Raw genomic sequence first — 17,840 nt, 5'->3', positions numbered from 1 at the left:
CCCTCCCGGGGCGGCCGCCGCCCCCGAGGAGCTGGTCGTGAACGGGTCGCTCGAGGAGGGCGAGGCCTGGCCGACCTGCTTCACGACCGCCGGATGGGGCTCCGAGGGCGCGTGGGCGCTCACCGAGGGCCGCGACGGCGGGCGTGCGGTCTCCGTGACGATCGCCGAGCACCAGGGCGGCGACCGCAAGCTCCTGACCTCCGAGACCGACGCGTGCGCCCCCGTGGTGACGCCCGGTCAGACCTACGACCTGTCGGCCTGGTACACCGCCACGGTTCCGGTCTCCCTGACCGTGTTCCGCCAGACCGCGGACGGCTGGACCTACTGGGGCGACCTCGGCCGCCACGCGGCGAGCGCGGAGTGGCGCACCGCCGCGGGCACGACGCCCGCGGTGCCCGCCGGCACGCTGCGCCTGGCGTTCGGCCTGTCCCTGGGCGCCACCGGGACGCTGACCACCGACGACTACTCGCTCACGCCCACCGCCGGCGCTCCCGGAAACGGCCCGGCACCCGAGGTCGATCCGGCACCCGCCCCGGGCGACGACGGCGACGGCGATGACGGCGACACCGCCGCCGTCGGGAACCCGTGGCTGCTGCCGGACGGCCGGGAGTGCCTCGTGCGCGCCGGCTGGGGCGAGGCCACGGTGACGCAGTCCTACTCCGACGACGTGCCCGAGGACGCCCCCGCCGGCGCGCGATCGTTCGCCCTCGGCGTCACCGGACGCGTCACCGGCGACGTCAAGGCCATCCACGCCGAGACGGCCGAGTGCGCCCCGACCGTCCGGGCGGGCGGCCTGTACGAGGCCACCGTGCGCTACCGCTCGACCGGCACCGCCACGAGCATGACCGCCTTCCGCCACGTGCCCGGCCAGGGCTGGTCGTACTGGACCGAGCTCGCGGCGCTGCCCGCCACGACGGGGTGGGAGCGGCGCACGGTCGCGCTGCCCGAGATCCCCGCCGGCGTGGACCGCATCTCCTTCGGCGTCTCCCTCGCCTCCGACGGCGAGCTCCTCACCACCGGCCACGAGCTGACCGAGATCGGTTCGGAGCCCGTGCCCGAGGGCGAGGCGGCCCAGCTCGGTTCCTGGGAGGTGCAGGGCGCCGAGATGCCGGTGCGCGCGATGCACACCACCCTGCTCTCCGACGGCCGCGTGCTGCTGATCGCCGGCTCCGGCAACGACGAGGCGCGGTTCGACGCCGGCTCGTTCACCGCTGCGGTCTGGGACCCGACCGACGACACCTACACGGAGCTGGACGTCCCCTACGACATGTTCTGCTCCGGGCACGTCACGCTCCCCGACGGCAAGGTCCTCATCTCCGGCGGCACCGAGACCTACCCCGGCGAGGACGACGGCCCCACCACCTTCGGCGGCAGCGACGCCAGCTACTACTTCGACCCCACCGACGACGCCTTCCACCCGACCTCGGACATGGCCGGCGCCCACTGGTACCCGACCCTGACCAAGCTCGGCAACGGCGACGTCTGGGCCGCCGGCGGCATCGACGAGAAGGCCGAGGGCACCGTCCTGACCCAGATGTTCGACACCTCCACCATGACCTGGCTTCCGTCGAACCAGGTCCCCCAGACCTGGAGCTACTGGGGCACCTACCCCCACATGTACCTCCTGGAGGACGGCATGCTCTTCTACGCCGGCGCCCACACCTTCGGCAACGGACTACCCGGCACCGGCGCCTCCCTCTACGACTGGCGCACCGCCCAGATCTGGGACGTCCCCGGCCTGCGCGAGAAAGACCTGCGCGACCAGGCCGCCTCCGTCCTCCTGCCCCCCGCCCAGGACCAGCGCGTCCTCATCGTCGGCGGCGGGCACACCGAGCTCAACGCACCCGCCATCAGCCTGGCCGACGTCATCGACCTGTCCGACCCCCAGCCGGCCTACACCCCGGTCGAGGACCTCCCCGGACCCGGCAAGACCTACGTCAACCTCGTCAACCTCCCCGACCGCAGCGTCCTGGCCGCCAACGGCGCCACCCACAACCGCACCGGCGACGTCCGCACCGCCGCCCTCTACGACCCCGAGACCGACGGCTGGACGCCCGTCGTGCCCGACCCGGTCGGGCGCAACTACCACTCCACCGCGGTCGTCCTGGCCGACGGCCGGGTCGCCGTCTTCGGGTCCAACCCCGGTGACAACTCCTACGAGATGCGCGTCTCCGTCTACTCCCCGCCCTACCTCCACGCCGGGGAGCGCCCCACCATCACCGACGCGCCCGAGGCGGTCACCTACGGCGAGACGGTGCAGCTCGAGGTCGACGGCGAGATCGCCTCCGCCTCGCTGATGTCGCCGATGTCCTCCACCCACCAGACCGACACCAACGCCCGCCTCGTCGACGTCCCCGTCGCGGGCGAGGGCACGCTGACCGCGCAGGTCCCGGACGACCCCGACCTCCTGCCTCCCGGCCCGTACATGCTCACCGTGCTCGACACCGACGGCGTACCGTCCATCGCCTCCTGGGTGTGGGTCTCGTGAGCGCGCCCTCGCGTCCGACCGCGCTCGCCGGACGGCGGCGACTCCTGCTCGCCGTCGTGCCCCTGCTCGTGCTGGTCGTGGCCGCCGTCCTCGTCCTCGGCGGGGCGCGCACCGACCGCCCCGCGGCCGACGGCGGGTCCTCCTCGCCCCACGCCGGGCACTCCCCGTCGGCCCCGGTCGACAGCCGGGACGAGGCCGACGGCGACGCCGGACCCACCGCGACCCCCGGCGCTGACGACCCGGCGACCACAGCCACCCCCGGCCCCGCGCCGTCGCCCACCGGCACCCCGGTCCCCGACCCGCCCGCCCCGCCGGACGGGCACGCGATGGCGGCTCCGACGCAGACCGGCCTGCTCGAGGTCGCGAACGCCCCGGCCGCCGAGGTGCGCTCGGGCGCGGACGCCCTGGGCGAGCCGCGGGGCGCGATCGACCCGTCCGAGGTGGTCGAGTCCGCCGCATCGCTCGGCGGTTGCCACCCGGGCTACGGCGCGGCCGGACAGTGCCTGCCGCTCATCCCGCCGAGCATGGCCGCGCACGCCGCAGAGATGGTCGACGCCGGCCTGGAGCTGTCCTCCATGCCCCACCCGTGGACCTGCACCGAGCTCCTGACGTACTTCCCCGACGGCATCGCCGTCCGCGCCGGCTCGGACCCCGCCGAGGCGGACCCGTTCGGCCTCGACCTCGAGGGCGACGGCGTCGCGTGCGTCGCCGCGTGACCCCGCCCTCCGCCCCCGCCCGTCCCGAAGGAGACCGACCGTGATCCTCCAGTCCGTCGTGCTCGTCGTCGTCGCGCTGATCCTGCTCGCGCTGTCGCTGAGCACCCTCGTCGTGGCCACCTACGCCTGGTGGCACCCCGAGTCGCGCGAACGCACGAGGTTCCCCGACACCGACGGCCGCCACGGCCTCAGCTTCTCGATCATCGTGCCGTGCCGGCACGAGAGCGAGCCGGTCGTGCGCGCCACGATCGAGAAGCTCCTGGCGCAGACGCACGACGACGTCGAGGTCGTCATCTCCGTGGGGCACGACGACCCCGGGACCTGGGCGGTGGCCGAGCGGATCGCCGCCGAGCACCCGCTTCAGGTGCGCGTCAGCGTCGACACCCACCCCGTGAAGAACAAGCCCCGCCAGCTCAACACGGCCCTGGCCGAGTGCACGGGCGACGTCGTGGGCGTGTTCGACGCCGAGTCGATCGCCGCGCCCGACCTCCTGAGCAACATCGACAACACCTTCCGCCGCACCCAGAGCGCCGCGGTCCAGGGCGCCGTCCAGCTCGTCAACCACCGCGACTCCTGGTTCGCCCTGCGCAACTGCCTGGAGTACTTCATCTGGTTCTCCTCGCGGCTGCACCTGCAGGAGCGGCTCGGGTTCATCCCGCTCGGCGGCACCACCGTCTTCGTGCGCCGCGAGCTGCTGCTGAGCATGGGCGGCTGGGACGAGGACTGCCTGGCGGAGGACTGCGAGCTGGGCGTGCGGCTCTCCTCGCACGGGCACCGGATCAGCGTCGCCTACAGCCCCGCGCTCGCCACCCGGGAGGAGACGCCGGAGGACGTGCCCGCGTTCGTGAAGCAGCGCACCCGGTGGGCACTGGGCTTCTTCCAGGTGTACGGCAAGCAGGAGTGGCGGCGGCTGCCGACCGCCCGCGAGCGCCTCGCGGCCCGCTGGACACTGACCCAGCAGCACCTCGTGGCCGTCACCGGCGTCGTCGTGCCGATCTCGGTCGCCCTGGCGCTGCTGGGCTCCTTCCCGCTCCCGGTCGCGATGATCACGTTCCTGCCGCTCGTGGTCACCCTCGCGACCGTCGCGCTCGAGGCGTGCATGCTGCGCGAGCTCGGCCGCGACCACGGGCTCGCCGTCGGGGTGCGCGACTACGTCGTCCTGGTGCTGAGCACCATCCCCTTCCAGCTCCTGCTCGCCTTCGCCACGCTCCGCGCCTACGTGCGGCTGCGGCGCGGGGACCTGCGGTGGGAGAAGACCGAGCACGCGGGCCGCCACCTCAGCCCCGAACGAACAGGGATCGCCGCATGAGCACCACCCTCGTCCCCGCGCGCGTCGCCGTCGCCCCCTCCGCCGACCTCACGCCGACGGCGCCCGACGGCGTCGCGCCCAGCACCACCAGCCCGTGGCGCCGCCGCCTGACGAGCGACCGCGCGGTCGGCTCGGCCGTCGCCGTCGGCGCCCTGACGCTCGGGCTGTGGAACGTCGTCGAGGCCACCGCCTTCGCCGACGACGAGGGCATCTACACGGCGCAGGCGCTAGCCGCGGCCGACGGCGCGCTCGGGCCCTACACCTACTGGTACGACCACCCGCCGTTCGGGTGGTTCCAGATCGCGGCCCTGGCGGCGATCCCCCGCGCGCTGGGCGTCGGCGACGGGTCCGGCATCGCGGCCACGCGTGTCGTCGCCGGCGTCCTGTTCGCGCTCACCGCCACGCTCGTCTACCTCCTCGCACGCCGCGTGCGGGCGCCGCAGGTCGTGGCCGTCCTGGCCGCGGCGGCGTTCGCGACGTCGCCGCTCGCCCTGACGGTCGGCCGCCAGGTCTTCCTCGACAACGTGGCCGTGCCGTGGGTGCTGCTCGCGCTCTGGCTGGCGCTGTCGCCGCGCCGCCAGATGTGGGCCCACGTCGGTGCCGGCGCCGCGATGGGTGCCGCGCTGCTGACCAAGCTGACGTTCGCCGTCGCCGGCCCGGCGGTGCTCCTGGCGCTGCTGCTCGGTCAGCGCACCGGCCCGTTCTGGCGCGGGCGGCGGTTCTCGGTCACCGGCTTCGCCGCCGCCGGGGCCCTCGTCTTCTCGTTCTTCCCCCTGCTCGCGCTGCTGCGAGGCGAGCTCCTGGCGGGGCCGGACCGCGTCTCGCTCGAGGGCGGGCTGCGCTTCCAGTTCGAGTCCCGTGCGACGTCGGGCTCGTTCTGGGACCCGACCTCCCCCGCCACGCCCTCGTCTCGGGCTGGCTCGAGCAGGGTGGTGCGCTGGTGGTGGCCGGGGTGGTGGGCGCCGTCGTCTGCGCGTTCGTCCGCCGCACCTGGTGGGTGCCGGTCGCGCTGCTGGGGTGGGCGGCGCCCGCGTTCCTCGGCGAGGGCTACCTGCCGGCCATGTACGTGATCGGGCTCGTCCCCCTCCTCGCGGTCGCGGCGGCCGCCGGGGCGACGCACGCGTGGCGCGCGCTGTCCACCGCGCTCGACGGCGTCCAGCGCCACCGGCCGGAGCTCCTGGGCGCCCGCGCGCGCACCGCCGCGACGGCCGTGCTGGGCGTGGCCGCGGTGGCTGGCACCGCAGTCGTGCTCGCCCCGGAGGTGCGCGAGCGCAGCCTGCCGCTCGCGACGGCGCAGGCGAACCAGGACTGGCGCGACGCCGTGGCCTGGGTCAGGGCGAACGTCCCCGCCAGCGACGACGTCGTCGTGCCCTTCTCGGCCTGGGACGCGGTGCAGGACCAGGGGCGCGGCGGGCCGTGGAACGTCGTCGCGATCGAGAAGGTCGACCTCGACACCGCGTTCCCCGCCGCCCACCCCGGGGGCTGGCAGGACCTCGAGTGGATCCTCGAGGGCCCCTCGGTCGATCCGATGATCGACGACCTCGGCCTGACGCAGATGCGGCAGGCCATGGACAGCTCGCGCGTGGTCGCCTCGTTCGGCGACTGGAACGTGCGCGAGATCGTGCCACCAACCAACTCCTCCGCCACCCCCACCACCTCCGTGACCACCGACCCGCAGGAGCAGCAGCCGTGAGCAGCGCCGCCACCGTCATCGTCCCCACGTTCAACGAGGGCCCGAACGTCGCCGAGCTCGTGCGGCGCCTGGCCGCCTCGGTCCCCGAGGGCTCGGAGATCCTGTTCGTCGACGACTCCACCGACACCACGCCCGAGACCATCCGTGAGGTCGCCGCCGCGAGCGCCGTCGAGGTGCGACTCATCCACCGCACGGAGGCGGTCGGCGGGCTGAGCGGGGCGGTCGTCGAGGGCCTGCGCGCGGCGCAGCACCGCTGGTGCGTGGTGATGGACGGCGACCTGCAGCACCCGCCCGAGCTCGTGCCGGTCCTGCTGGAGACGGGCCGGGAGACCGCGGCCGACGTCGTCGTCGCCTCGCGCCGCGCCCCCGGAGGGAGCAGCGAGGGTCTCGCCGACGCGCGCCGTCGCCTGGTCTCGAGCGCCTCGATCGCGCTCACCCGGGCGATGTTCCCCCGGCGGCTGCGGGACTGCACCGATCCGATGACGGGCTTCTTCGCGCTGGACCGCACCCGGATCGACCTCGCCGGGCTGCGCCCCGAGGGGTTCAAGATCCTGCTGGAGATCCTGGCCCGCCAGAGCCTCGTGGTGGTGGAGGAGCCGTTCGTCTTCGGCGAGCGGTTCGCCGGGGAGTCCAAGGCGACGCTGAGCCAGGGCGTGCGCTTCGTACGGCAGGTCGCGCGCCTGCGCTTCGGCCGGATGCCCGCGTTCGCGCTGATCGGGGCGCTCGGCGCCGTCGCGAACCTCGCGATCATGGCGGGTCTCATCGCGCTCGGGAGCTCGTACGTGGTCGCGGCGATCGCCGCCGCCGTTCTCACGATCGTCGGGAACTTCGTGCTGCAGGAGGCGTTCGTCTTCCGCGACCTCCGGCACGAGGGCCGGTCGGTGGCCCGGCGCTTCGCGACGTCGTTCGCCTTCAACGCGAGCGAGGCGGCGCTGCGGCTCCCGGTGCTCGTGCTACTGGTTGAGGCGGCCCGGATCCCCAGCGTCCTCGCCCAGGCGGCGACGCTCGTGGTCGCGTTCCTGGCCCGGTTCGTCTTCCACTCGCGCGTGGTCTACCGGCCGCGCCGCACGCGGCCCGCGAGCCCGCTGGTCCGGGCCGGCGAGGGCACGACGGCGGAGCTGCCGGTCCCGCGCGAGGCGCGGGCGGGGTAGGGGTCACCCGACGACGGGGCCGCCGTCGGACTCGGCGTCGATCACCACCCGCCCCGACGCAACCATGGCGTCCTTCCAGTCGGGGTCGGCCGGCCAGACCAGCCAGGACTGAGGGGAGACGAGCATGGCCGCCGCCGGAAACGGAGGCGGAGACGGCCGGGAACCCTGCGAACCGCCGCGTTCTCGCGCCCCCTCACCCCGGGAGTGGTCGCACCCGAGACGACCCGGTCGATGCCGACACCGCCGGGCGTCGTTACAACTTCGTGACATAGAAATCGACCGTAACCGGTTGCACCGGCGGCTGGGGAGATTGGCCCCGAACATCGTCCGGGCCCGGGACAGAGCCCCGGCACGCCACGGTACGAGCGGCGTCTCGCCGCACTCCTGCACCCCCTGCCCGAGGGACCTCGAGCGTCAGCCGTCGCGCTCACTCGTCTCCGGGCGTCGGCGAGCCTCGGGTAGGAGTGCTGAGGGAAGCGCACCTGTGAGATGGTCAGGCGGGTCTCTGGTCGCTGGTCTTGATCGTCTTCATCGTGGGGTGGGAGACCATACGACGCACCGCAGGTAGAGGATTCATCCGCGTGGTCAGGAACCGCTCGTAGGCGTCGCTGTCGGCGACGTCCACTCGCATGAGATAGTCCAGCTCCCCGTACACCCGGCGCAGCTCGGTGACCTCGGCATACGACGCGACCGTTCGCTCGAACTCCTGGACGACCTCGTTGCTCCTGACCGCGATCTGGACCGAGACGTACACGCAGAAGGCCCGCCCCACGGCCCGAGGAGCGAGTGTCGCCCGATAGCCGGTGATGACGCCCTCCTCCTCCAGCCGTCGCAACCGTCGCAGGCAGGGAGCAGGCGTCAGCCCCACCTTGCTCGCGAGTTCGACGTTGGTCAGACGGCCGTCGAGCACCAGCTCGGCAATGATTGCGCGGTCAGTCCGGTCTAACGCAATTTCGTTGCTCATCACACCCAGCCTACAGGGCTATAACGCATCCATGTAGCGTCAGTCCTGACATATCGTTTCAGTATGGGTCCGAAACTACGCAGGGCGGTTGCAGCCGCGCCTCCAGGCTGCCCTCCCAACCGTGCGCCCACCCCCGTCCGCGGCGCGCGCCTGGAGGCACGATGAACCATCAGCTCCTGGCGTTCGCAACAGCGTGCCTCGTGGTGGTCGTGGTCCCTGGACCCGACCTGATGCTCGTCCTGCGCAACAACGTTCGCGCCGGTGGGGCCGGTGCGCTGTGGACCGTGGCGGGGATCATGACCGCGCTGGCGGTCTTGGCGACCGCGGCAGCCGTCGGCATCACCGGGCTCCTGGCGACCTTCCCGGCGGTCTTCGATGTCGTCCGGGTGGCAGGAGGTCTCTACCTGGTCTTCCTGGGCGTCCAGGCGTGGCGGTCCTACCGTCACCTACGCCGCCAGCCGGCCGACGGCCAGGCGGTGCACCCGGCGAAGGAGGCGAGCGGATCACAGCCCACGCGATGGACCAGCTTCCGACAGGGCCTCCTGTGCAACCTGCTGAACCCCAAGGTTGCGGCGTTCTACCTGTCGCTGTTTCCCCAGTTCGACTTCTCGCCACTGCCACCCGTCGTGCAGCACATCGTCATGGCCGCCGGGTTCTGGCTGATCTGCCTGCTCTGGTACACGATCGTGCTGACGCTCCTCGGACGCGCAGCAGGACTGCTGCGGTCGCCCGCCTTCGCTCGCCGCACCGAGGCCGTGGCCGGCACCGCCCTGCTCGGCCTCGGTGGCTACGTCCTGCTGCGCACATGATCGAGGGCACCAGGGTAGGCGATCAGAGCACCCATCTGCCCTGTGACGACTATGACGCCTCCGATCGCAGCCATGTCGACTCTCGCGCCGGTTCCGACAACCAGTTTGCGGACTTCTGTTGACAGCCGACTAAACGACGCCCTAACTTCAGCGCATGGTCATCGACGACCCGCCGGCACCGCCGCCGGCTCAGCAGGATCACCCTCGTTTCCGCCCCGGAGCGGCCGCGCCCGCACACGCGCGCGGTCGTCGGTCGATCGAGTGACCTGGGGCGAGGGAGTCCGGTCAGGCTCCCTCGCCCCAGCTCTCTCCCCCGCCCACCCTCGCGGCCTCGGCCGCCCTTCGCCCACGAGGAGGAACGCACGGCTCCACCGGATGCCGGCACCGGCATTCCGCACATCGTTCGACGACGAAAGAAGTGCACCGTGAAGAGAATGAGACTGCGGGCCGGCGTGCTCGCTGTCACGGCGGCAGCGCTGCTGCTGCCGCCCTCGGCCGCCCTGGCACACCCGGGGCACGACCACGAGGCGCCCGGCGCCGTCGTGGCCGACGAGGAGGCCCTGGACTGGGCCAACTACGACCGCGTCACGCTGACCAAGAACGTCGGCGAGCCGATCGGGCTGAAGGTCATGCCCGACCTGACGGTCCTGACCACCGCCCGCGACGGGAGCATCCGTCACACCGACCCCGAGACGGGCGTCGTGAACGTGGTCGCGCGGGTCCCCGTCTACGCGAACTCGGAGGACGGGCTGCAGAACCTCGCGCTCGACCCCGACTTCGAGGACAACGGGTGGGTCTACCTCTACTACGCGCCCGCCGTGATGGACGAGGAGGGCTACCCGACCTCGACGCCCCAGGGCTCGGCCCCCACGACCCTGCCCGCGGGTGAGGACGAGGCCACCTACTGGGACCAGTGGAAGGGCTACAACCAGCTCACGCGCGTGAAGTGGGACTTCGAGGCGCGCACGCTCGACATGGCGAGCGAGCAGGTCATCCTCAAGGTCGGCGTCGAGCGCGGGCAGTGCTGCCACGTCGGCGGCGACATCGACTTCGACCTCGACGGCAACGTCCTGGTCTCCACCGGTGACAACACCCCGGCCAGCACCCCCGGCGCGAACGGCTTCGCGCCGAACAACGACGCCCCCGGCATGAACCCCGGCCTCGACGCGCGCCGCAGCGCCGGCAACAGCAACGACCTGCGCGGATCGATCCTGCGCATCACGGTCGCCGAGGACGGCACCTACACGATCCCCGAGGGCAACCTCTGGGAGCCCGGGACCGAGAACACCCGGCCCGAGATCTTCGCCACCGGTCTGCGCAACCCCTTCCGCATGGCGGTCGACCCCGAGTCGGGCGCCGTGACCTGGGGCGACTACGGGCCGGACTCCGGCGTCGCGAGCGCCGAGCGCGGCCCGATGGGCTACGTCGAGTGGCAGTCCACCACGGAGTCGCTGTTCGGCGGCTGGCCCTACTGCCACGGTCCGAACGCGAACTACAACAACTGGGACTTCGCGACGGCGACGGGCGGTGCGTTCTTCGACTGCGAGGCGGGTGCGATCAACGACTCGCGCTGGAACACCGGTCTCGAGACGCTCCCCCGGCCACCGCGCCGCAGCTCTACTACGGCGACAACCCCGGCGACCAGCCCTTCGACGAGCTCGTGACCTTCTCCCCGAGCGGCGGCCAGGGCCCGATGGGCGGACCGATCTTCCACTACGACGAGACGATCGAGAACCCCGGCCAGCTCCCCGAGTACTGGGACGGCAAGGCGTTCTTCTACGAGTACAGCCAGGACTACGTCGCCGCGATCAGCATGGAGGGCCTCGGCACCCCCGAGGGCAGCAACTGGGACGGCCCCGTGGAGAAGCTCGAGAACTTCATGCCCAACGAGGCGCTCGAGACGGCCCGCCAGCCCCGCTGGTCCGGCCCGATCGACATGGAGATCGGCCCCGACGGCGCGATGTACGTGCTCGACTACGGCAAGGGCTTCTTCCGCCAGAACCCCGAGGCGGGCCTCTACCGCATCGAGTACGCGCCGGGCAACAAGGCTCCCATCGCCCTCGCGACGGCGGACCCGACCTCCTCGGCCACCGCTCCGGCGACCATCACGTTCGACGGGACGGGTTCCTCCGACCCCGAGGGCGGCGAGCTGACCTACGCGTGGGACTTCGACGGCGACACCCAGACCGACGCCACCACCGCCACCGCGCAGCACACGTTCGCGGCGACCGGCCGGTACACCGTCAGCCTCCGGGTCACGGACCCCGAGGGCAAGACCGGGGTCACGAGCATCGTGGTCACGGTCGGCAACGAGGCACCGGTCCTGACCCGGGAGTACCCGGCCGACGGCGGTTTCTTCACGTGGGGCGACGTGCTGCCCTACAAGTTCTCCGCCACGGACGCCGAGGACGGCGACGTGATCGCCTGCAACCGGCTCAACTGGACCTTCGGTCTGGGCCACGACAGCCACGCCCACCCGCTGCAGAGCATCTCGCGCTCCTGCGAGGGCGGCCTCACCACCCCGGCCGACGCCGTCGAGCACGGTGAGACCGAAAAGCTGTACGGCGTCATCGTCGCCCGCTACACGGACGCCGGCTCCCCCAACGCCGCCGCCGCGACGAGCGAGGTCTCCTCGATCGTCAACACGCGCGACCAGCAGGCCGAGCACTCCAACTCCCTCGCGGGTGCGGAGCGCGTGGCCGACAGCGGCGCGCAGGCCTTCCAGAAGGTCGTCTTCGGTGAGGGCGGTCAGCTCACCTACGACACGGTGAACTTCGTCAACATCGACGGCGTCACGGCCCGCGCCCAGGGCACGGGCACGGTCGAGCTGCGCTGGGGTACGGCCGACGCCGCCCCGTTCGCGACGGCGACCGTCGACTCCGCCGCCGGCTGGTCCGACGTCGCCCTCACGGGCGTCGACGGCGAGGCGATCGCCTTCCCGACCGGTACCGGCGCGCTCGTCGTGACCGGATCGGCGGGTCTCCAGCTGGACTCGTGGACCGTCGACGGGGCCGGCGTGACCGCCCTCCCGCCGGTGGAGCCCGAGCCGGTCGACCCCGTCGAGATCCCGGCCGAGCAGGTCTCGATCCAGATGTTCGCGCTGTCGAACTGGGTGAACCAGGACGGACTCTTGCCGGTCATGGACCGCCTGTCCACCATCGGGTTCGAGAACATCGAACCCTTCGGCAACACGATGCGCGGCTTCTCGGCGCAGGACTTCCGGGCCCTCACCGACACCTACGGGCTGAACGTGCCGTCGTCGCACTACAACGTGAACGAGGCGACCTTCGCGGACACGCTCGCGTACGTGAAGACGCTCGGTCAGCGCTACGTGGGCTCGGGCGGCTTCGCATCGCCCGGCATCTCCAGCCTGGAGAACACGCTCGCGACCGCCGAGACGATGAACCGTCTCGGCGCGCTGTCCGTGGCGAACGGGACCGGGAAGTTCTTCGGTCACAACCACGCGACGGAGTTCACCACGATCTACCCGGCCGGCGACCACGCCGACGAGGCCCTGTCGGCCTGGGAGATCCTGGTGCGCAACACCGACCCGGAGCTCGTGACGTTCCAGGTCGACGTGGCCTGGGCCGCGCACGCCGGGGTCGACGTCGTGGCCCTCCTGGAGGAGTACGGCGACCGGATCGACCTGATCCACGTCAAGGACGCGACCAACCTCGGGATCACCCCGACCAACCCGCGCCCGACGTTCGTGAACCTGGGTGAGGGCGACGTCCCGCTCCAGGCCATCCTCGCCAAGGCGCAGGAGGTGGGCGTCGACCTCTACGTGATGGAGTACGACGGCTCGCCGGCGAACGAGGAGTTCGCGCGGGAGGGCTTCGAGTACCTCACCGGTCTCGAGGCCGGCGAGGCGAACCCGACGCCGGTCGCCTACCCGGTGACCGCCGCGGCGGTCACGTTCACCGACGAGCCGGGCACGGCCGCCGACACCTACACCGTCCCGGCCTCGGGCGGCGTGGAGTACCTGGTGAACGACGCCGTCGTCCGCGCCGGCACCTACCCCGGCACCGGGACGGTCACCGTCACGGGCCGGGCGACCAAGGGCTTCGTGCTCGCCGAGGGTTCGACGTCGACCTGGACGTTCACGTTCACCGACGGCGAGCCCGAGCCGGAGATGGTCGAGATCCCTGCCGAGCAGGTCTCGATGCAGATGTTCGCGCTGACGAACTGGGTCAACCAGGACGGTCTCGTGCCGGTCATGGACCGCCTCTCGACGATCGGGTTCGAGAACATCGAGCCCTTCGGCGGGACCGTGCGTGGCTTCTCGGCGCAGGACTTCCGGGCCCTGACCGACACGTACGGGCTGAACGTGCCGTCGTCGCACTACAACGTGGCCGAGGGCACGTTCGCCGAGACGCTGGCGTACGTGAAGACGCTGGGTCAGCGGTACGTGGGTTCGGGCGGCTTCGCGGCCCCCGGCATCACCTCGCTGGAGAACACGCTGGCGACGGCGGACACGATGGACCGCCTGGGTGCGCTGTCCGTGGCGAACGGGACCGGGAAGTTCTTCGGTCACAACCACGCCGGCGAGTTCACCACGATGTACGAGTACGAGGGCGAGATGACGTCGGCCTGGGAGATCCTCGTGGCCGAGACCGACCCCGAGCTCGTGACGTTCGAGGTGGACGTCGCGTGGGCCGCGCACGCGGGTGTGGACGTCGTCGAGCTCCTCGCGGAGCACGGCGACCGGATCGACCTGCTGCACATCAAGGACGCCACGGGTCTGGTGACCCAGCCGCGTCCGACGTTCGTCAACCTCGGCGAGGGTGACGTGCCGCTCCAGGAGATCCTGGCCGAGGCGGTGGAGCAGGACGTCGACCTGTACGTGATGGAGTACGACGGCTCGCCCGCGAACGAGGAGTTCGCGCGGGAGGGCTTCGAGTACCTCACGGGTCTCGAGGCCGGCGCGGCCAACCCGACGCCGGTCGCCTACCCGGTGACCCCCGCCGCCGTCACGGCCACCGACGTGGCCGGGACGACGGGTGACACCTACACCGTCCCGAGCTCGGGCGGCGTGGAGTACCTCGTGGGCGACGCCGTCGTCCGCGCCGGGACCTACCCCGGCACCGGCGAGGTCACCGTCACGGCGCGTGCCACGAAGGGCTTCGTGCTCGCCGAGGGTGCGACGTCCAGCTGGACGTTCACGTTCGACGCCGCGGGAGACTTCCTGGACGTGCCGGAGGGGATGCTCTTCTTCGAGGACATCCAGTGGCTGTTCGAGAACGGCATCTCGACCGGTTGGGAGACGGCTGACGGACGCGAGTACCGCCCGCTGCAGCCCATCGCGCGTGACGCCATGGCGGCGTTCCTCTACCGCCAGTCCAACTCCCCCGCGTTCACGGCGCCGACCACGTCGCCGTTCACGGACGTGAGCACGGACAACCAGTTCTACAAGGAGATCGCCTGGCTGCACGCCGAGGGGATCTCGACCGGATGGGCCAACGGCGACGGGACGTTCTCCTTCCGCCCGCTGGAGCCGATCAACCGTGACGCGATGGCCGCGTTCCTGTACCGGATGGCCGACAGCCCGGAGTTCACCGCTCCGAGCACCTCGCCCTTCACGGACATCACCCCGGCCACGCAGTTCTACACGGAGATCACCTGGCTGGCCTCGGAGGGCATCACGACCGGCTGGATCGGGAACGACGGGACGGCGATCTACCGCCCCGTGAACCCGATCAACCGTGACGCGATGGCGGCGTTCCTGCACCGCTACGACGACGCGGGCTTCAGCAACGTCGGCAGTGACACCGACATCTGACGCCGGCACCACCAGCACCAAGCGCCGCCCCCGCGGGTCCTCGGACCGGCGGGGGCGGCGCCGTCTCTGTCCCCGACCGGGGGTGAGCCCGTCGCAGCCGAGGTCTGCGTACGCTGACACAGGGCCGATGTCGACGTACGCAGACATGGGACTGATGTCGGCGTACGCTGACTTCATGGCGACCGAAGCCCACCGGTACAACGCGCGCTCCCCGATGCGGCTGGGGCGCAGCCTCATCGCGCTGCGCAGATCTCGTGGCCTGACGCAGGCGGACCTGGCCGCGCGGGCGCGAGTCTCGCGCCAGTGGCTGATCACGGCGGAGCGGGGCGAGAACGACCGTCTCGAGGTCGGGCGGCTGATGCAGGTCCTTGATGCGCTCGACGCCACCCTCACCATCGAGGACGCGGGGCAGGTCGAACCATGAGCGCCCGGGCCCTGGCAGTGCTGCTGCACGGTGAGCACGTCGCCGACGTCGAGCGCGTCCGCCGCGGTGAGCTCCGACTCACGTACCTGGCGGATGCCGCGCGTTCCGGCACGACGCCGCTGTCCCTGTCGCTGCCGCCCGAGGTCGGCAGGTTCACCGGCGCCGTCGTCAGCAGGTACCTGTGGGGCCTGCTGCCGGAGAACGGCCAGGCGCTTGCCGCCGTCGCGAGGCAGCACGGCGCCGATCCGCACGACCCGCTCAGCCTGCTGGCCGCCATAGGTCTGGACTGCGCGGGCGCCGTCCAGCTCACCCCCGCCGACGCGATCGAGAGCGTTCGTCAGCGCGACGGAAGTCTGGAACCCGCGCGCGACGTCGAGCACCGGCTCGCGCAGATGCGACTGAGCGACGAGGCGTCCTGGACGATGGCTGAGGACCACTGGTCGCTGGGTGGAACCCAGCAGAAGTTCACGCTCCGGTCGAGCGAGGGTCGCTGGTTCTACCCGCGCGGCAGTCTGCCGAGTACGCACATCGTCAAACCGGGCGTCCGGACGGCGAGGCACCAGGCGCTGCTCGAGCACCTCAGCATGCGAGCCGCGTCGCTGCTCGGCCTGGCCGCCGCGAGCACCGGGTACCTCGACTTCGGGTCGGAGCGGGCGATCGTCGTGGAGCGCTTCGACCGGGTGGCGCACGACGGCGAGATCCGGCGCGTGCACCAGGAGGACCTGTGCCAGGCGCTCGGGGTCGAGGAGAAGTACGAGAGCCTCGGCGGACCGGGTGTCCTCGCCGTCGTCGGCCTCCTCCGCGCGGCGGCAGCCACGGCGCGGCAGGCGGAGGCGAGCGTCGCGGCCTTCCTGGACGGGGTGATCTACAACGTCGTGATCGCGGCCCCCGATGCGCACGCGCGCAACTTCTCGGTCGTCCTGGACGGCGGCGACGTCAGCCTGGCACCGCTGTACGACGTCGCGACCGGGCTCGCGTACGCCCGCAGACCGGGTCACCCGCGCCTCGGATCGATGAGCGTGTCCGGCACCTACGACCTGGACGAGGTCGACGGCGACTCGTGGCGACGGCTCGGGGACACCGTCGCGGTCGACGGCGACCGCCTCGCGCAGCGGGCGGAGTCCCTGCGCGACGGCGCGACGGCGGCGTTCGAGAAGGCTGCCGGAGAGATCGACGACTGGGACGGCGGGGTGCGGGACGTCATGGCGCGGTTGGCGCCACGACTCGTTGGACGAGGTACGTAGCCGCCCCCGCCCCGCGCTCGCCCGTCGGACACCTCACCCGGCTCGGCGCCGACGCTCCACCCGCCCCGTAGCGTCGCTGCCACCCCCGGTTGCGGGGACCAGCACCGCCCTACGACGAAGTGAGGCCGCCATGACCGAACCGTCCGAGAAGCGCGACGTCCCCGACCGCTCCCCCGAGCTGCTGAGCAGCCTCGGTCCCGGGAGCAATGGCACCGGCGGCGTCTCGCCGAGCTTCCGCCTCCCGCCGCGCATCGAGGACGTGGACCGCAAGCCGTCGCGCCTGCACGTCGTCTCTCTGGCGGTCGTCTGCCTGGTGATCGTTGGCGTCGTCGTGTTCCTCGCCGTACGCTGAGGAGCGCCTCGCGCCGGCCGCAGCGTCGCTCCATCGGCGAGGCGGAGCACGACTGTGTGTTATCACATCTGATAACGTGCTGTGATGATCGGAGAACACACCCAGCCTCCCCCGAGCGGAGACGACAGGCCCGAGCAGGTCCGCGTCGGGGACGTGGTCGACGGCGTGTCCCCCGTCCTCCTGGCCGTCCTGGAGTCGGCCGCCGTACTGCAGGGTCGGGTCCCGGACGCCGTGCTCGTCGGAGGGTCGGCCGCTGCGCTCTATGCACGGCACCGCGACTCCTTCGACCACGACCACGTGCTGGCCGACCTGCGTGATCGCTTCGACCTCGTCCTGGAGGCGCTCGAGCGCGAGCCCGACTGGGTGCTCAACCGTGCCGTGCCGCGCAAGATCCTGCTGGGTCAGCTCGGCGACATCGAGGCGGGTGTCCGTCAGCTGCGCCGGACGGTCCCGCTGGAGGTCGTCGAGGTGGCCCTCCCGAGCGGTCGGACGGTGCGCGCACCCACGGCCGACGAGACGTTGCGGATCAAAGGCTTCCTGATCACCACGCGCAACCAGACCCGCGACCACCTCGACGTGGCGGGCCTCGCGGAGCGGTACGGGACCTCGCACGCGGCGCACGTGCTGTCCGAGATCGACCGCTACTACACCGACCCGGCTCACACGGGTACCCCGGTGGCCGATCAGGTGCTGCGTCAGCTCGCGGCGCCCGCTCCGAAGGACTCCCGCACCACGACCAGACTCGCGGGGTACAAGCGTCTGACACCACGGCTGCAGTCGTGGGACCACGTCGTCGCCGTCCTGGCAGACGTCGCCGAGGCCATGCGTACAGAGGGAGGGGGTCGCTGATGGTCGCCTTCCGCAACCTGGGCATCGACTCCTCGGCGCCGATCGAGGAGTGGGGGTCGAGG

15 protein-coding genes are annotated in these 17,840 nt (G+C 71.9%); 13 read left to right on the top strand and 2 right to left on the bottom strand.

All coding sequences use genetic code 11. The annotated features are described in order from the left end of the window. Nucleotides 1-37: 37 nt before the first annotated feature. From QQK22_RS02055 to QQK22_RS02030, 6 genes are read left to right on the top strand one after another with little or no spacing between them, the layout of a single operon-like run. Nucleotides 38-2,488, top strand: coding sequence for a galactose oxidase early set domain-containing protein (locus QQK22_RS02055; protein ID WP_284249052.1), 2,451 nt, complete (start codon nucleotides 38-40; stop codon nucleotides 2,486-2,488). Then, nucleotides 2,485-3,204, top strand: a complete 720-nt coding sequence (locus QQK22_RS02050) for a hypothetical protein (RefSeq protein ID WP_284249051.1) — start codon at nucleotides 2,485-2,487, stop codon at nucleotides 3,202-3,204. Before QQK22_RS02055 ends, QQK22_RS02050 begins: the two co-directional genes overlap by 4 nt. 40 nt (nucleotides 3,205-3,244) lie before the next feature. Further along, nucleotides 3,245-4,513, top strand: a complete 1,269-nt coding sequence (locus QQK22_RS02045) for a glycosyltransferase family 2 protein (protein ID WP_284249050.1) — start codon at nucleotides 3,245-3,247, stop codon at nucleotides 4,511-4,513. Then, nucleotides 4,510-5,583 (top strand): glycosyltransferase family 39 protein, encoded by a 1,074-nt coding sequence (locus tag QQK22_RS02040; protein ID WP_284249048.1) that lies wholly within the window; start codon nucleotides 4,510-4,512, stop codon nucleotides 5,581-5,583. Before QQK22_RS02045 ends, QQK22_RS02040 begins: the two co-directional genes overlap by 4 nt. Continuing rightward, a complete protein-coding gene (locus QQK22_RS02035; protein ID WP_284249047.1) occupies nucleotides 5,511-6,206 on the top strand; it encodes a hypothetical protein in 696 nt (231 codons plus the stop codon). The genes QQK22_RS02040 and QQK22_RS02035 overlap by 73 nt, the downstream gene beginning before the upstream one ends. Then, complete coding sequence (locus QQK22_RS02030; protein WP_284249046.1) at nucleotides 6,203-7,357, top strand: glycosyltransferase; 1,155 nt, start codon at nucleotides 6,203-6,205, stop codon at nucleotides 7,355-7,357. The genes QQK22_RS02035 and QQK22_RS02030 overlap by 4 nt, the downstream gene beginning before the upstream one ends. A gap of 3 nt (nucleotides 7,358-7,360) precedes the next feature. Here QQK22_RS02030 and QQK22_RS02025 read toward each other — a convergent pair whose 3' ends face one another. After that, complete coding sequence (locus tag QQK22_RS02025; protein ID WP_284249045.1) at nucleotides 7,361-7,483, bottom strand: hypothetical protein; 123 nt, start codon at nucleotides 7,481-7,483, stop codon at nucleotides 7,361-7,363. A gap of 367 nt (nucleotides 7,484-7,850) precedes the next feature. Next, complete coding sequence (locus tag QQK22_RS02020; protein WP_284249044.1) at nucleotides 7,851-8,321, bottom strand: Lrp/AsnC family transcriptional regulator; 471 nt, start codon at nucleotides 8,319-8,321, stop codon at nucleotides 7,851-7,853. 161 nt (nucleotides 8,322-8,482) lie between these two features. On the opposite strand from QQK22_RS02020, the gene QQK22_RS02015 reads away from it, so the two are divergent. From QQK22_RS02015 to QQK22_RS01985, 7 genes are all read left to right on the top strand, one after another. Continuing rightward, nucleotides 8,483-9,130 carry a LysE family translocator gene (locus QQK22_RS02015; protein ID WP_284249043.1) on the top strand — a complete coding sequence of 216 codons (648 nt, stop codon included), beginning with the start codon at nucleotides 8,483-8,485 and terminating at the stop codon, nucleotides 9,128-9,130. A 434-nt stretch (nucleotides 9,131-9,564) separates the two neighbouring features. Continuing rightward, nucleotides 9,565-10,794 carry a PQQ-dependent sugar dehydrogenase gene (locus QQK22_RS02010; protein WP_284252487.1) on the top strand — a complete coding sequence of 410 codons (1,230 nt, stop codon included), beginning with the start codon at nucleotides 9,565-9,567 and terminating at the stop codon, nucleotides 10,792-10,794. Next, complete coding sequence (locus QQK22_RS02005; RefSeq protein ID WP_284249042.1) at nucleotides 10,791-14,909, top strand: TIM barrel protein; 4,119 nt, start codon at nucleotides 10,791-10,793, stop codon at nucleotides 14,907-14,909. The genes QQK22_RS02010 and QQK22_RS02005 overlap by 4 nt, the downstream gene beginning before the upstream one ends. A gap of 127 nt (nucleotides 14,910-15,036) precedes the next feature. After that, nucleotides 15,037-15,333: an XRE family transcriptional regulator gene (locus tag QQK22_RS02000; RefSeq protein ID WP_348525444.1), complete on the top strand. Its 297-nt coding sequence runs from the start codon at nucleotides 15,037-15,039 to the stop codon at nucleotides 15,331-15,333. Continuing rightward, nucleotides 15,330-16,577, top strand: a complete 1,248-nt coding sequence (locus QQK22_RS01995; protein ID WP_284249040.1) for a HipA domain-containing protein — start codon at nucleotides 15,330-15,332, stop codon at nucleotides 16,575-16,577. The genes QQK22_RS02000 and QQK22_RS01995 overlap by 4 nt, the downstream gene beginning before the upstream one ends. A gap of 130 nt (nucleotides 16,578-16,707) precedes the next feature. After that, nucleotides 16,708-16,929: a hypothetical protein gene (locus QQK22_RS01990; RefSeq protein ID WP_284249039.1), complete on the top strand. Its 222-nt coding sequence runs from the start codon at nucleotides 16,708-16,710 to the stop codon at nucleotides 16,927-16,929. An 84-nt stretch (nucleotides 16,930-17,013) separates the two neighbouring features. After that, on the top strand, nucleotides 17,014-17,778 hold the full coding sequence (locus tag QQK22_RS01985) for a hypothetical protein (protein WP_284249038.1): 765 nt from the start codon (nucleotides 17,014-17,016) through the stop codon (nucleotides 17,776-17,778). The last annotated feature ends 62 nt before the right edge of the window (nucleotides 17,779-17,840 follow it).

This window comes from Litorihabitans aurantiacus (assembly GCF_030161595.1).
GTDB classification, from domain to species: domain Bacteria; phylum Actinomycetota; class Actinomycetes; order Actinomycetales; family Beutenbergiaceae; genus Litorihabitans; species Litorihabitans aurantiacus.
The sequence above is the reverse complement of the archived record's forward strand: the minus strand, read 5'-3'. Positions and strand labels throughout refer to the sequence as shown.